Genomic DNA, 14,378 nt, shown 5'->3' on the forward strand with positions numbered 1-14,378 from the left:
GAGAAAAGATTCATTGCTCTGTATTTCCCATCTCCATGTCAACATACTTAGACAAAAGAAAAATAAAACCAAACAACCAACCATAAAAAATTGTCTCAAAATACTCATCCTTTCAAAATTTACATTTATAAAAATGCTAAATTATGGTACATTTGTTATAGATAAGGGGGAGAAAAACCGGAATTTCAACTTTGGTTTACAGACGCTAAGCATCCTGATAAGTTTCGCTTATGGTATGACAGGATTAAAAAACCGCCCTGATCACGACTCTTTTTATACCATTACTTATTCTTGAAGAGGTGCTCTGGCTCGCACAGTGGTCGGAAAAATAACGGAAGGTTTCAAAAAAAGTCCAAGGAATTGCGTTTCAATTTTTTATTATCTGAAGAACTTCATTCCTGTCTTAACATTATGTATTTAACAACATAATCACCACCAGTACTCATGTTGAATTTCCAGGTGCAGGGGTTATGAATGAAAGCGGCCCTCATCTAATCGCAGCTATTATTTTTATACAGTGTTTTAACATATCAATTACCATAATGGGCATTCGCTTTGCCTGATTTATTTTGAAAAGCTAGAGAGGGGATAAATTATGACATTTTCTTCAAAAATGAATGGATTAGGAACTGCATTAATATGTATATTAATAGCTTTGAACACGATTCGTGCTTCGGTCCATAATGGCACCATTATTTTTGTAGTATACTTCATTATTGTGATAATTCTGGGCATTTATCTAAATTATCGAGTTACGATTGATGAGCAGTTCATCCATTATACAGTTCTATTCGGCAACTTCACGATATATGCAAGAAAAATTTCTGCAGAACAAATAAAAGAAATAAAAGGTAAGCGTATTAATTGGTATCGAATGGGTGCTACTGTCAAAATGAAGCAAGGTGTGAATTACCGATTGAATGGATTTTCTCCAGAGAGTATTTTTTATTATCTGGAAGATTTCGCTGAGAAGAACAATGTAACATTGAATGGCTCTAAAGATTATCAGGTCTTAAGAAGAAGACAAGATAGACTAAATCGCCAAGAAATAAATAAAAGAAAATCAAATTAACAAAGTACATATTTGGGAAATGTAAGATTGAGAGATTCACTAAGAGGAAGTGATTAACTTGTTTAAAAGATTTTTAAAAAGTTATACAGCCTGGTCGTTTGTTGTTATTTTTATATGTGTATTATTAATAATATATGGCGCATATTCAGCAGATACGAATATCACAGAAACTGCCCCGCCCTATATCTTGTCACTGTTCAGTATGTTCGGTTTTATTCTAAGTATTCTTGCTTTAAATCGAGCGACAAAAAAATGGGAATTATTTCGGGCATGGTTAAGCCTCCTGTTATCAGTAACACTTGTCATTATATTAATCATATTCCTTCTCTTTTTATCAGTTGCAGAATCATTTGGATAATTGTGATTAATTCGCTATTTAACTGTAAAGATCGAGGTCATAATAAGAAATATTTTAACAAAATTTAATTGTTTTTGCAGGAAAAAGAAGACTTTTGGTGAATATAGTTTAAAAAGCTATTATTTTATTGGGCGTTCCTGCTGACTATTTATGGTGAACTCATATCATGATAATGTTTCTTTTCGTTAGCGATTTCATTTTCGTAATTGAAATAAGACCAGCAAAATAAGTAAGCGGGGGGCTCAAACGCTCACTGATCAAAGTACAGAATCTCGCACTGATAGCAAGAAAATATTTTATCAACAAACAAGGTAGTTTAGAGGTGATCATTTGGCAAAATGGCTGGGAATAACTGCAGGGTCTTTTAGTATCATTTTATGGATATATTTAAACAGCACCATATCTGAATTAGATAGTTTGATCCGGACACTCCTCACATTGCTTCTGCCGGCAAGTATGGCAATTTATGCATCTTTTACTGCAAAAAGAGTATTTCTCCTTATCTCATTTATATGGTCACTACCATTAAGCGGCTATCTTGTATTTACAGAAAGTATATTTTCCTTATTTGGTCTCACTTGCATATGCTATCTTGTTAGTTTTTTTCTCATGAAGAAAGGGGAGGAATAGATGGCTTTTCCTATCAGAGTTCGGGCAGGAGCATTGATTATTGAAAACAATTAAATTCTTCTGGTGGAGTTTCATGATCAAAATGGGCTGCATTACAACTTACCTGGTGGTGGTGTTGAGCAATTGGAAACCATTCATGATGCTGTAAAACGAGAAGCCAAGGAAGAAGCTGATGTAGAAGTAGAAGTAGGTGATCTTGCATTTGTCTATGAGTATGCGCCCCATCGTAATAACTATAAATATGGTGATATCCATTCTTTAAGTCTCTACTTTTCCTGTAAACGGCATCATGATACAAAAGCGCAATTACCTAAGAATCCTGATCCAAATCAGACAGGTATCAAATGGATCCCTCTAAAAGAGCTTGACACTATTGTGTTATACCCGAATATAAAGAAGGAGATTTTAAATTATTTACAAAAGCAGACGCATATAAAGCTGATCGAGGAAGAGCATTTGTTGTCTCAATAAGTAAAATGGATTTAAAATATTAGCAGAACTGACGATAAAAAAATCTTCCGTTCATTATACAGATAAACAACAGCAAATATGGTCCGAAAAATACACTGCAGAAATATTGTCTTCAACAAATGGCTTTTATTCCCGCATTTTAACCCAAAATCAATCCCCAATAGAAAAGCTGAAAAAAAGCATTTCCAAAATACAAATTCTTCTTCAGTCAGGCAGGCTTTAAGTCAGGGAAGCAGGTGATTTTATATGAAAAGAATAGTAAAAGTTTTAGCAGTCAGGAATGACGAAGTTTTACTAGTAAGACAGTGGCGACCCGCTCTTAACCAAACAACAGTTGAATTGCCTGGCGGGAAGACAGAACAAAATGAGCTCTCTTATGATACGGCAAAGCGGGAATTAAAAGAAGAGACGGGTGCAATCGCAGCTGAGTTTGTTGATTTAGGAATATACCAATATAAAAATCTGGAAGTTCAATTATTCTTCACCAATAAAATTACCGCAATGCAGCAGCAGTGTCTTGATGATGACGAGCAGATTACTGTGGAGTGGTATTCACTAGAAGAAGTGATGAAAAGGATATGGGAGTGGAATGACCTTAGAATAACCCTTGCTGTAAGTATTGCAGTGAATCGAAAATTACTGGGAGGTATTTTTAATGATTGTTGAATTAAAAAGGGAAGATTTTAAGCTGTGCAAAAACCTGCTAAACAGGCAGTCACATTTGGAACCGATTTCAGTTATCAATGGCACAAATCCTGGCAGAGTATTTGTTGATCATGAACAGAAACCTACCTCAGGAATTGTCTGGTTAGGTAATAATGATGGCTTTATCTTTATTGGTAATGCTCAAAATGATAAATTCAATCAAGCACTAAATCCATTTATCGATCAGTTTATTGTAGAAGAGGCGGGTAAAGTGAATTTACATTATATGGAGGCGATTGGTAATAAGCGAGCATGGAACGCAACATTAAAGCAGGTCTTTCATATGCGTGAGCACAGTAATTGGAACCAGAGGGTCTACACACTGAAAAACTATGAATATCTTGAGAAAAATGAACCAAATATTGATCCAGATTATAAAATAACGCAAATCAATAAAGATATTTTCAAAAGTCATATAGTGAATCTTGATTATCTCAAAGAGAAAATACTGGAATCATGGCAGTCTCTTGATGACTTTTGTGATAATGGGATTGGTTTTTGTATGATAGCAGATAAGGAAATTGCCAGTATGTGTTTTTCTAATTTTGTTGCGGGTAATGTGCACTGTATAGCAATTGAAACTTTAAAAAAATATGAAGGAAATAAGCTTGCACAAAAAGTTGCACATGCTTTTGTAAAAGAGTGTTTCAGGCAAAAGAAGCTTCCGTATTGGGACTGTATGGAAGAGAACGAGGCTTCCATTGCTGTTGCTGAGCGAGTGGGTTTTAAACCATATTTTCAGTACATCGGATTTGATATTTCTCTCTCTTCACAATAAGCACTTTCACTTCGTCTCTCTTTTAAGGTAAACAATCGGTTTGTTTATCATTGAAATTTACGGTCAGGAGGTGTTCCGGTGGACAGAATTATACAGCAATTTCATCAAGAAACAAAATTAGGTCGATATTTTCTCGTCCTTTTACTATCTTATCTAACATGTCGCAAGTTTGAAAAAATTGAACAAACACGTACCAAATTAAAAGAGGTATATCAAAGCAATGCAAATAAAATTTAGAAATGGTCATTAATTGATAATAAGAGGAGTGCGGGTTAAACAGTGGCAGTTCTTGGCCAACTCCCCACTTAATGTTCATCGGCCATTATCTTATTATGTCAACTTGTTTTCTCAATATGATTTTGTACTTGAAAATTTAGCTGAGCCAACTTTCCAGGAAAAAACCAACCCATACATATGATTGGATCGAAATTCCACCAGCATTGATTTTTAAATTTCGCAAACTAACCCGTTAAAGAGGATGTTCAAAATGTCACCAAATGATAAGCGGAACTCGGGACTCTCTTCGTTGGTTATCGAGTCCGCTTCTCGCGTATTCAAAGCCTCCGTTCTGCTTCTCCTCACTGCACCGCCTCGACTTTCTTGCTTCTAACATGCCGGCTTTATGAACACGTACATAAAGAACACTTCTTACCCCAAGGAAGTGTTTTTTTTCGATGAAGCGGCAGCGAACAGCCAGGTATATGCTGATTAAAACCATTATAAACTAAAAAAGATGCTAAAATGCCCATTTTTCGTTATTATTATAGTAGAGACATTTATCATAGCGCAAATCGTCTTTATAATCCTAAACGAAAAGATTCAAGGAACACGAAAAAAGTAAGTGAGGGATAAACAGACGCTAAGAATCATGATAAGTTTCACTATCCTGTGAGCGTAAAACCTCTACTGATAGAAGTCTCACGTTATAGGAGGAAACTGAATGTTTGAGGTTATACAAGAAGCGGACCAGTTTATACTGCTAGCTGCACTCATTCTGGTTATTAGTGTTGTTGTCACAAAATTCTCTAACCGATTAGGTGTACCATCACTTGTCCTTTTTATCTTACTTGGCATGCTTATTGGCAGTGATGGGCTTGGTTATATTTACTTTGATAGTGCCAAAATTGCTCAGCTAATTGGGATGGTGGCTTTAATAATCATTTTGTTTGAAGGTGGAATTCAAACAAAATGGGAGACTATTAAACCGGTAATGGCACCTGCTCTGACACTGGCAACCATTGGTGTGCTTATTACTTCAGGACTGGTTGGTCTAACTGCTAAGCTGCTTTTTGATATTTCATGGCTTGAAGCAATGCTGATTGGTTCTATTGTTGGATCAACGGATGCCGCAGCTGTTTTTGCAGTATTGAAGGGAAAGAATATTAAAGAAAACTTGCAATCTACACTGGAGGCCGAATCCGGAACGAACGATCCGATGGCTGTTTTCTTAACATTATCGATGATCCAGTTAATTACTTTAGATGATCTGTCAATAAGTGGACTTATCTTCAGCTTTTTCTGGCAAATGGGTGCTGGTTTAATTATCGGATTCCTCGTTGGGAAGTTAGCAACAATCTCCATTAATGGAATTAACCTCGATTCCAGTGGGCTTTATCCTTTATTTGCATTAGCCTTTGCATTTATCACGTACAGTACGGCAACACTTGTGAGCGCGAGCGGGTTTTTAGCTGTATATATTGCCGCAGTGGTTATTGGGAATTCGAATTTAACGTACAGGCATTCAATTCTTCGTTTTAACGAAGGATTTGGATGGATGGCACAGATTACGATGTTTATTCTGCTTGGATTGTTTGTTTTTCCGTCAACATTGTTCACCACTTCTGTTTTGTGGAATGGCCTGTTAATTTCCCTGGTGTTAATGTTTGTAGCAAGACCGATTGCTACATTTATTTCATTATATTTCTTCCGCTTTTCCATACGAGAGAATATCTTTTTATCATGGGCAGGGCTGAGAGGTGCAGTTCCGATCGTCTTAGCATTATTTCCCGTATTATTAGGGTTGGAAAACAGCCAATTATTTTTTAATGTCGTATTTTTTGTCGTATTACTTTCTGCTTTAGTACAGGGTTCCACTATAACGAAAGTAGCTGGCTATTTCAATTTACTAGGTCCTGAAAAAAGACAAGTCAATCATTCTCTTGAACTTGTGTCTTTGGGCAGATCGAACGTGGAAATGGTCGAATATGAAGTCACTCCATCGAGTAAGCTGATCGGCAAACAATTAAAAGACATTACCTTCCCTAACCGGGCTACAGTCAATGCGGTAATAATAAACGACCGCGTTGTAGCACCGTCAGGAGATACGGCGATAAACGTAGATGATGTATTATATATTCTTGTTCATAAAGGATCTGAACATCAACTAAAGCAAATGCTGAAATAGTACAATGGATTTATTTTACGAAAAAGGAGGGATTTCACCTTGTCAAAAGAAACGTCAAAAGATACAATTGCGGATATTGAAAGAGAATTGCGATACATTGCTAGAATAGTCAAACAAAAGGGACGGGAAATATTGCACAATTATCCGATTACCGCACCACAGTTTGTTGCAGTGCAATTTCTTTTAGAATATGGTGACTTAACATTAGGAGAGTTGTCACATAAAATTAACCTCGCATTTAGTACGACAACCGATTTAGTTGATCGAATGGAAAGAAATGATATAGTTGTACGAGTGAAAGATTCGAAAGATAGACGAGTTGTACGCATACATTTATTAGATAAGGGAAAAGAGATTATTAAAGAGGTTGTAGAAAAGCGGAGAGAGTATTTGGGGGAAGTATTAATGCATGTCAGTGATGACGACATCAGGGACTTATCTCGACTCTTGCATATTCTGCATTACGAAATGAGAGAGAACAAGAATTAAAGAGGCGATGAGATGAATCAACCGATTGGCGTAATTGATTCAGGGGTTGGCGGTTTGACAGTTGCAAGTGAACTGATGCGCCAACTGCCGAGAGAATCAATTATTTATTTAGGAGATACAGAAAGATGCCCCTATGGTCCAAGACCGAAGGATGAAGTAATTCAATACACTTTGGAAATGGTGCATTTTTTATTAGAGAAAAATATTAAAATGCTTGTTATCGCATGTAACACGGCGACTGCTTATACCTTGGATTTGTTAAAAGAAAAACTGGATATACCGGTAGTTGGCGTTATCCAGCCAGGTGCAAGAGCGGCTATCACCAATACGAGAACAGATAATATTGGTGTAATTGGAACAGAAGGAACGATCGCGAGTGAAGCCTATCCGGAATCCCTGAAACATATCAATGCAACTATTACTGTCCACGGTTTGGCCTGTCCAAGATTTGTTCCATTAGTGGAAAAAGGTGTGGTAACAGGGGAAGAAGCATATAGAGTTGTAGAGGAATCATTACAGCCATTAAAACAGTATGATAAAATGGACACCTTGATATTAGGCTGTACTCACTATCCAATGATCAAAAATCTCGTTCAGGAAGTAATGGGTTCCATGGTTTCCATTATTTCTTCTGGTGAAGAGACAGCAAGGGAAGTCAGTACCATTTTAGGTTTCAAAAAAAGGTTAGTTACTGCTGACAAAGCACCAGAGCATCAGTTTTACACAACAGGTGATCCAATAATCTTCGAACAAATAGCATCACGCTGGCTCGAGCAAAAAGTTGAAGCAGTGAACAAAATTCAATTAACCAAGGTCAAAAGCATGGAGAAATAATCTTCATGCTTATTTAATTTATTATTATTATCTCCAAGATGTCTATTCAAAATAAAAAGTTTTCCGTTTGTTCTATTTCTTCTGATAGCTCGTATACATAGTAGTACAAACCATCGTAGGAGGTATCGGTTATGAAAATCGATTTCACAAAAAAGATGACAGGAATACTTTTTGGAAGCATGTTATTACTGACAGGTTGTGGCGTTTTTCAAGGGGAACAGACCCTGGAGCAGTTAGATGCACCCCCAGAAGATAGTGCATTAACAGAAAATGCAGGTATTGATGAGGAAGAATTACCAACAACAGAAGGTGAAGATGAAAGTGAAGAAGGTGTAGAAGAAGGTGCAGAAGAAGATGGTACGAAGGATGGTTCCGAAGATGAGGGCACAAGCAGTACCTCAGAAACGGTATCGCGAGTTCTGTATCTCTTAGATGAAAATGGACTGGTAGTGCCACATGAAGTAGAATTACCAACACCAGCTTCTAAGGAAGTGGCAAAACAAGTTTTAGAATACTTAGTAAAAGATGGTCCAGTAACAGGTATGCTGCCAACAGGTTTCCAGGCAGTATTACCAGCAGGAACTGAGATTGTTGATTTGAACTTAGAACCAAGCGGTACATTAGTTGTAGATGTATCGGCAGAGTTTAAAACATATCAACCTGAACAAGAACAGCAAATTTTAGAGGCGATGACCTATACATTGACACAGTTTGAGAATGTTGATCGCATCAAGCTATGGATTGATGGTGTAGAACAAAATGAGATGCCTGTAAACGGTACACCTGTTTCTCAAGGTTACTCCAGAGAAAATGGGATTAATGTTCATCAATCAGATGCTGTTGATCTAATGGAAAGTGAAGCGACTACGCTTTACTTTCCAATGCAAAGTGAAGATGAGTCGATCTATTATGTTCCGATCACACAGCATATAGAGAAAGGTGCTAGTGAATATGAATCCATTGTCCAGGCATTATTAAATGGTCCAAGCTTAGAATTACCATTAGAAAATTACATCAATACTGGATCACAACTTGCACAGGCACCAGTAATCCAAGATGGTATTCTTTCCCTGACTTTTAATGAAAATATATTAACCAATAGTGAAAAAAGCATGATAGCAGATGAAGTAATGAGATCGCTTGTCATGACACTAACAGAACAAGAAGGAATTGAAGCAGTTAATGTGTCTGTTGAAAATCATGATCAAGTTGTCAATTAAAGTGGACAACCATATACTGAGCCTGTATCGAAGGAAATGTATGTACCAACTGACAGTATTTAAGTAACAAAAGCAAGTTTAAGCTAACACCCCAACCTGTTTGCGGTATGGGGTGATTTTTTTCTATGTATGAAACTTAAACAGTTATGCAAAATATGTTAAGATTAGATGGAATGTTAGGAGGAAGATTAATGCGAGAATCTGGGAGAGAAGTAAGTCAATTAAGAAACATTGAAATGGTAACAAACTTTACGAAACATGCAGAAGGATCTGTTTTAATTACAGTTGGTGATACAAAGGTAATTTGTAATGCAAGTGTTGAGGATAGAGTACCGCCATTTATGCGTGGTTCCGGGAAAGGGTGGATTACTGCAGAATATGCTATGCTGCCCCGAGCAACGGAAACGCGTAATATTCGAGAATCATCGAAAGGCAAGGTCTCCGGCCGCACAATGGAAATTCAGCGTCTGATCGGCCGTGCATTGCGAGCTGTCGTTGATTTAGATGCGATTGGTGAACGTACTGTCTGGATCGATTGTGATGTGATTCAGGCAGATGGAGGAACACGGACAGCATCTATTACTGGTGCTTTTGTAGCAATGGTATATGCCTTTGGGAAGCTTGTTGACAAGGGTGTGTTAAAGAAACTGCCGATTACGGATTATTTAGCCGCCATTTCTGTTGGTGTATTGCCAGACGGTACAGAAGTGCTTGATCTGGAATATGCAGAAGATGCCATTGCAGCTGTTGATATGAATGTTGTAATGACAGGAAAAGGCGAATTTGTAGAATTGCAGGGAACAGGTGAGGAAGCAACTTTCTCAAGACAGCAGTTGTTAAAGATGCTGGAACTTGCAGAAACTGGTTTAACGGAAATTGTAGAGAAACAAAAAGAAGCAATTGCCCCATATGCTGATAAATTAGAGATAAAATAGGGGGGAGTTTTAATGAAAGAGATCATTATTGCTACAAAGAATCGTGGCAAAGTAAAAGATTTTGACACACTATTCGCACCACTAAATATAAAAGTCACCTCCCTTCTGGACTTACCTGAAGAAATCGAAGACATTGAAGAAACAGGTACAACATTTGAAGAAAATGCGGCTATCAAAGCAGAAGCCATTTGTGAGAAATTCAGAGTTCCTGTGATTGCAGATGATTCCGGCTTGGTAGTAGATGCATTAAATGGAGCTCCCGGCGTATATTCGGCAAGGTATGCAGGTGAACAAAAGGATGATCAAGCGAATTTGCAAAAAGTGCTTAAAGGATTGGAAGATGTCGCTCAGGAAAAGCGAATCGCTCGATTTGTTTGTGTTTTAGCTGTTGCCAAGCCAGGAGAGGTGACAGTATTTAAACGCGGGGAATGCGAAGGAACGATTGGCAAGGAGCCAGCCGGAGAGTTTGGCTTTGGTTATGATCCGATTTTTTACCCGACAGGAAGTAAGCGTACGATGGCACAAATGACTCCAGAAGAAAAAAATCAAATCAGCCATCGCCGAAAAGCGTTAGATCAATTAATGAATTGGGTAAAAGAACAGTAGAAGGGAGCGTAGCCAAATGCCAAAAGTTTTGATTATGAGTGACAGCCACGGCTGGGAAAAAGAAGTAATTGAGATAAAAAATCGCCATCAAAACGAAGTGGATGCAATAATCCACTGTGGTGATTCAGAGTTACTACATACGAGTGAAGAATTAGCTGGCATGAGGGTTGTCAGGGGCAACATGGATATGGACGATAACTTACCGGAAGAAGCCGATTTTACTGTAGATCATTTGCATTTTTTTGTTGCCCATGGCCATATGCACCAAATCAAGTTCACTTTGCAGCCAATTTCCTACCGTGCTGATGAAGTGGGAGCGAATGTGATATGCTTTGGTCATTCCCATATTGCAGGTGCAGAAAAAGCAGAGAATAAGTTATTTATAAATCCCGGCAGTATTCGTTTGCCAAGATCCCAACATCCAGGATCTTATGCAATTTTAACAGCAAATCAGGATTTATCGGAAGTTGCTGTTGACTTCTACACAAAAGAAGGGCAGGAAATCAGTGCTCTTGCTTACAGGACCTCATTAAAAACACAGTAGGTAAATTACCTGCTGTGTTTTATAATTCTCACAGCGCTGATTATTTATATGTTATTGGTTTCCCTTCAAAAGAAACAATTTGTGCGATTCGGATATGGACAGCTCTATCTTCTGAAATATTTATTTGGATATGATCAACAGCAATCCCAGTTAATATACCTTCGACTTTGTCCATGATTGTAGTTACAGTAATTGGCTGGTTTTTATGGCGGCTCAGATGATCGACAAAAACGGGATCAATAAAAGTGACATATTGATTTGGCTGAGGCACTAAAGGGATGGGATATATCTCCGCAGCCTGCGGGGATACTTGGTTGATATAACCAGGCTGAACAATTGGATTCAGAGGCGCATACTGTTTTTCGGCTGGTGGAAATTTACCATTCATATTATGATGCTCCTTCCATTAAACTGCTTATATATACATTTTTATGATGGAAGTTTCTTTCTATGCTTACCTGTTTTTGTTTAGTTGGTAGTTGTTCAACAGCTGTTGGAATGAATAGAAGCCTATTCTATTCACTTCATCCTATTTAACAGCTGAAATGGTAAACTCCCATGGTATATTTTCGTTGTTCCAGCCTCTGTGTTCCTCGAACTTTTTTAAGAGAAATCCAGCTGATATTACAGCATTTATTATGTCACTGAGTGTATGTAATCTGATAGAAACAGGGGGAAAATCAGCACGCTCATTCTCGCGAAAATATTGTTTATAAGCAATGTCTGCATTTTGTAATTCTTCATTAAAGTAATTTGGTAAAACTTCATATTTTACTTCATCATAACGCTCGTTAACTAAGCACCTTCTTAAAGGATGGAAATCACTTAATATCATTTCCCCATCTTCCTTCAGAAGTGTATGGAGGATGGATATCAACTTCTGCAGATCCTCAAAGTAATGTAATATTCCTCCTTCCAGAAAAAGCATATCAAAGGAATTTCCGTATTTATATAAGTCTATATCATAAATATCTGTAACGATATAATCAATAGTGATATTAGCATTGTGAGCAAGTTCCACAGCATATCTTTTATTCTGTTCTGAAATATCGAATACAGTTACATTTGCACCTAGTAATGCTAGTGGAACTGCTTTTCTGCCATTGGAACCACACAGGTTGGCAATTCTCATTCCTGTAATGTTCTCAAAATACTTTTTGTGTTTTTTTAAATGGGCAGCAGGGTTTTCCAAGATTTGTTTAGCTTTGGTTTCCGGTGTCCCATCTCGTCTGTTCCAAAATTCATATGCCCTGTACTCCCATGCTTTCTTATTTTGTTTACTTTGCTTATTCATCTATTAATACCTCCATTAAAAGTAAGATTGTAATGCATGGAAGTTATTGAATTAACTGAAGCGTGTCTCTTAGGCAGCTTTTTATTCACCACCTCCACCGCCGCCATCTCCGTCACCTACACCACCGCCAACATTTCGTACGGGGCCCAGGAAAATACCAAGCAATACCACATAGAACCCTCCAACAACGATAATAGATACTAAATTTGCTGTTGTCTGGCTCTCCACTAAACCGCTATCTATAAGGAAATTGGAAAATTTATCAAACAACCAGAAAAATGCAATTAAAATGAATTCCATAATTTTGGAGGCAATAGCTTCTAAATATATCCATGATTCTTCCATTGCTTATTCTCTCCTTGTAAAAATAATAATGATACAAGTCCATCAAAAGTGTTAAAAGCGTAGCTACCCATTATTAGCCTTAATGAAATGTTATCATCCAATAATAAAACTCTTTCTAAATATTAACATAATTGCGGGTGGGAGGAAATGGACGGAAAACAAGATTGGCAGCAGTTAATGCAATAGGTGCTGCACCTGATCAAAATGCGGATTCAGACTATTTTAAGCCTAAGGATTGGAACAGCCGCAACAAGATTGTTCGACATGGCATTTAATAAAAGAGCAGGGTCAATAAACGATGCTGCGTGAAAGTGTAATAAGTAAAAAAAGGAGGATGGATCGTGGTAAGAATATATATTGATCCAGGACATGGAGGCACAGATCCAGGTGCAGTGGCTAACGGTTTGCAAGAAAAAGATGTAACGTTAGCTATATCGTTAAAAATCAGAGACTTACTTCAACAGTATCAAGCTGTACAAATACGTTTATCTCGCTCGATGGATAGAACGTTAACTTTAAATCAACGTACCCATGATGCCAATGTATGGGGAGCTGATTATTTAATATCTGTTCATCTTAATGCAGGTGGAGGAACAGGATATGAGGATTTTATATATGATCTATTATCTGATTCGTCTAGTACAGCCCAAAAACAGGACGTCATGCATGAAGAAATCATCAAGAAATCGAACATGAATGACCGTGGTAAGAAAAAAGCCAATTTTCATATGTTGCGAGAATCAAACATGTCAGCGATTTTAACAGAAAATGGTTTTATCGATGACCCTAATAATGCAGCTAGATTAAAAACAGATGTATTCCTGGAAGATATTGCTCAAGGCCATGTGAATGGTTTGGTAAGGATTTTTCACCTGCAGAAAGCAAATACAACACCAGAAGGAGGAATAGGTGTGAGTGAAGGCGGCGAGATTACAAAAACAAATTGATGACCTTAATAGATTGTGGGAACAGAAGCTGGATAAACCTAATAATCCAAATATACCAAGTGATTGGGCTGCAGATGTATGGAAAGAACAAGTGATGCAAGGTTATTTTGATAACACTAACCCGAAAATGCCACTAACGAGGGAACAAGCTGCTGAGATTTTAGACAGATTTGCTGATAAGATTAGGGAATATGAAGTGAATCCACTCAAAAAGCGTCTGGAAGAGGCAGAGAAGCAATTGGCAGAATTGTCTAACAAAATAAGTTAAGTATTCTGGGCAAGTTCTGATTAGTGAATAAAAAATCGCTCAAGGAAATACTAAGAATCAAAGGAGCGATTATGATGAAAAATATATTTGATATGTTTAACAGTATTTCCGAAAATCAATTTAAAGTGAATGAACACTGCGAAAAGTGTGATGGTACAGGTTTGGACAGTTCATTTGGCTTGTGTGAAGAATGCATGAATCATTACAATGAGAAAAATTCTTATTAGGGTGAAAATAAAAAGAACCTTGAAATGATGATCATTTCAAGGTTCTTAGGTACGTCCCAGGAGCGATTCGAACGCCCGACCTACAGATTAGAAGTCTGTTGCTCTATCCAGCTGAGCTACTGGGACATGGAGCGGGTGAAGAGAATCGAACTCTCGACATCAGCTTGGAAGGCTGAGGTTTTACCACTAAACTACACCCGCGTGTGTTTTATGTAATTTTTTAACGGACAAGTAATATTATATAAACTATT

General features: G+C 37.4%; 19 protein-coding genes and 2 tRNA genes. 16 read left to right on the forward strand and 5 right to left on the reverse strand.

What is annotated here, in order from left to right:
• From F9U64_RS22995 to F9U64_RS11130, 14 genes are all read left to right on the forward strand, one after another.
• The coding region (locus F9U64_RS22995) for a hypothetical protein (RefSeq protein WP_228275674.1) at window positions 1-295 on the forward strand (295 nt) is incomplete at its 5' end.
• Window positions 296-595: 300 nt separating this feature from the next.
• Window positions 596-1,072, forward strand: coding sequence for a hypothetical protein (locus F9U64_RS11070; protein ID WP_153403371.1), 477 nt, complete (start codon window positions 596-598; stop codon window positions 1,070-1,072).
• Window positions 1,073-1,130: 58 nt separating this feature from the next.
• Window positions 1,131-1,430: a hypothetical protein gene (locus tag F9U64_RS11075; protein WP_153403372.1), complete on the forward strand. Its 300-nt coding sequence runs from the start codon at window positions 1,131-1,133 to the stop codon at window positions 1,428-1,430.
• 693 nt (window positions 1,431-2,123) lie between these two features.
• On the forward strand, window positions 2,124-2,531 hold the full coding sequence (locus F9U64_RS11080; RefSeq protein ID WP_323125839.1) for an NUDIX domain-containing protein: 408 nt from the start codon (window positions 2,124-2,126) through the stop codon (window positions 2,529-2,531).
• A 246-nt stretch (window positions 2,532-2,777) separates the two neighbouring features.
• Entirely contained in the window at window positions 2,778-3,197 is a 420-nt protein-coding gene (locus tag F9U64_RS11085) for an NUDIX hydrolase (RefSeq protein WP_153403374.1), read from the forward strand.
• The gene (locus F9U64_RS11090) at window positions 3,187-4,014 is read left to right on the forward strand and encodes a GNAT family N-acetyltransferase (RefSeq protein WP_153403376.1); all 828 of its coding nucleotides are present in this window, start codon (window positions 3,187-3,189) and stop codon (window positions 4,012-4,014) included. The genes F9U64_RS11085 and F9U64_RS11090 overlap by 11 nt, the downstream gene beginning before the upstream one ends.
• Window positions 4,015-4,092: 78 nt before the next feature.
• Window positions 4,093-4,251, forward strand: a complete 159-nt coding sequence (locus F9U64_RS11095) for a hypothetical protein (protein ID WP_153403378.1) — start codon at window positions 4,093-4,095, stop codon at window positions 4,249-4,251.
• 703 nt (window positions 4,252-4,954) lie between these two features.
• Window positions 4,955-6,418: a potassium/proton antiporter gene (locus F9U64_RS11100; protein ID WP_153403380.1), complete on the forward strand. Its 1,464-nt coding sequence runs from the start codon at window positions 4,955-4,957 to the stop codon at window positions 6,416-6,418.
• A 39-nt stretch (window positions 6,419-6,457) separates the two neighbouring features.
• Window positions 6,458-6,907 (forward strand): MarR family winged helix-turn-helix transcriptional regulator, encoded by a 450-nt coding sequence (locus F9U64_RS11105; RefSeq protein ID WP_153403382.1) that lies wholly within the window; start codon window positions 6,458-6,460, stop codon window positions 6,905-6,907.
• Between the two features lie 12 nt (window positions 6,908-6,919).
• Entirely contained in the window at window positions 6,920-7,741 is an 822-nt protein-coding gene (gene racE, locus F9U64_RS11110) for a glutamate racemase (protein WP_153403384.1), read from the forward strand.
• A 131-nt stretch (window positions 7,742-7,872) separates the two neighbouring features.
• Window positions 7,873-8,961 (forward strand): GerMN domain-containing protein, encoded by a 1,089-nt coding sequence (locus F9U64_RS11115; RefSeq protein WP_323125840.1) that lies wholly within the window; start codon window positions 7,873-7,875, stop codon window positions 8,959-8,961.
• Window positions 8,962-9,152: 191 nt separating this feature from the next.
• Complete coding sequence (gene rph, locus F9U64_RS11120) at window positions 9,153-9,896, forward strand: ribonuclease PH (protein ID WP_153403386.1); 744 nt, start codon at window positions 9,153-9,155, stop codon at window positions 9,894-9,896.
• 12 nt (window positions 9,897-9,908) lie between these two features.
• Window positions 9,909-10,502, forward strand: a complete 594-nt coding sequence (locus F9U64_RS11125; RefSeq protein ID WP_153403388.1) for an XTP/dITP diphosphatase — start codon at window positions 9,909-9,911, stop codon at window positions 10,500-10,502.
• 16 nt (window positions 10,503-10,518) lie between these two features.
• Window positions 10,519-11,046 carry a metallophosphoesterase family protein gene (locus F9U64_RS11130; protein ID WP_153403390.1) on the forward strand — a complete coding sequence of 176 codons (528 nt, stop codon included), beginning with the start codon at window positions 10,519-10,521 and terminating at the stop codon, window positions 11,044-11,046.
• Window positions 11,047-11,086: 40 nt separating this feature from the next.
• On the opposite strand, the gene F9U64_RS11135 is transcribed toward F9U64_RS11130, so the two are convergent.
• The 3 genes from F9U64_RS11135 to F9U64_RS11145 all read right to left on the reverse strand — a co-directional run bounded on the left by F9U64_RS11135 (window position 11,087) and on the right by F9U64_RS11145 (window position 12,685).
• Complete coding sequence (locus tag F9U64_RS11135; protein WP_153403392.1) at window positions 11,087-11,434, reverse strand: DUF2642 domain-containing protein; 348 nt, start codon at window positions 11,432-11,434, stop codon at window positions 11,087-11,089.
• A 141-nt stretch (window positions 11,435-11,575) separates the two neighbouring features.
• Window positions 11,576-12,340 (reverse strand): class I SAM-dependent methyltransferase, encoded by a 765-nt coding sequence (locus tag F9U64_RS11140; RefSeq protein WP_153403394.1) that lies wholly within the window; start codon window positions 12,338-12,340, stop codon window positions 11,576-11,578.
• Between the two features lie 81 nt (window positions 12,341-12,421).
• The gene (locus F9U64_RS11145; protein WP_153403396.1) at window positions 12,422-12,685 is read right to left on the reverse strand and encodes a hypothetical protein; all 264 of its coding nucleotides are present in this window, start codon (window positions 12,683-12,685) and stop codon (window positions 12,422-12,424) included.
• A gap of 341 nt (window positions 12,686-13,026) precedes the next feature.
• On the opposite strand from F9U64_RS11145, the gene F9U64_RS11150 reads away from it, so the two are divergent.
• Together F9U64_RS11150 and F9U64_RS11155 are read left to right on the forward strand one after the other, a co-directional pair.
• Window positions 13,027-13,632, forward strand: coding sequence for an N-acetylmuramoyl-L-alanine amidase family protein (locus tag F9U64_RS11150; RefSeq protein WP_153403398.1), 606 nt, complete (start codon window positions 13,027-13,029; stop codon window positions 13,630-13,632).
• A complete protein-coding gene (locus tag F9U64_RS11155) occupies window positions 13,601-13,900 on the forward strand; it encodes a hypothetical protein (protein ID WP_153403400.1) in 300 nt (99 codons plus the stop codon). Before F9U64_RS11150 ends, F9U64_RS11155 begins: the two co-directional genes overlap by 32 nt.
• Window positions 13,901-14,179: 279 nt before the next feature.
• On the opposite strand, the gene F9U64_RS11160 is transcribed toward F9U64_RS11155, so the two are convergent.
• Window positions 14,180-14,253: transfer RNA gene (locus F9U64_RS11160), tRNA-Arg, on the reverse strand.
• Window position 14,254: 1 nt separating this feature from the next.
• Window positions 14,255-14,328, reverse strand: a tRNA-Gly gene (locus tag F9U64_RS11165).
• Window positions 14,329-14,378 lie beyond the last annotated feature (50 nt).

This window comes from Gracilibacillus oryzae, assembly GCF_009498735.1.
Taxonomy (GTDB): Bacteria; Bacillota; Bacilli; order Bacillales; family Amphibacillaceae; genus Gracilibacillus; species Gracilibacillus oryzae.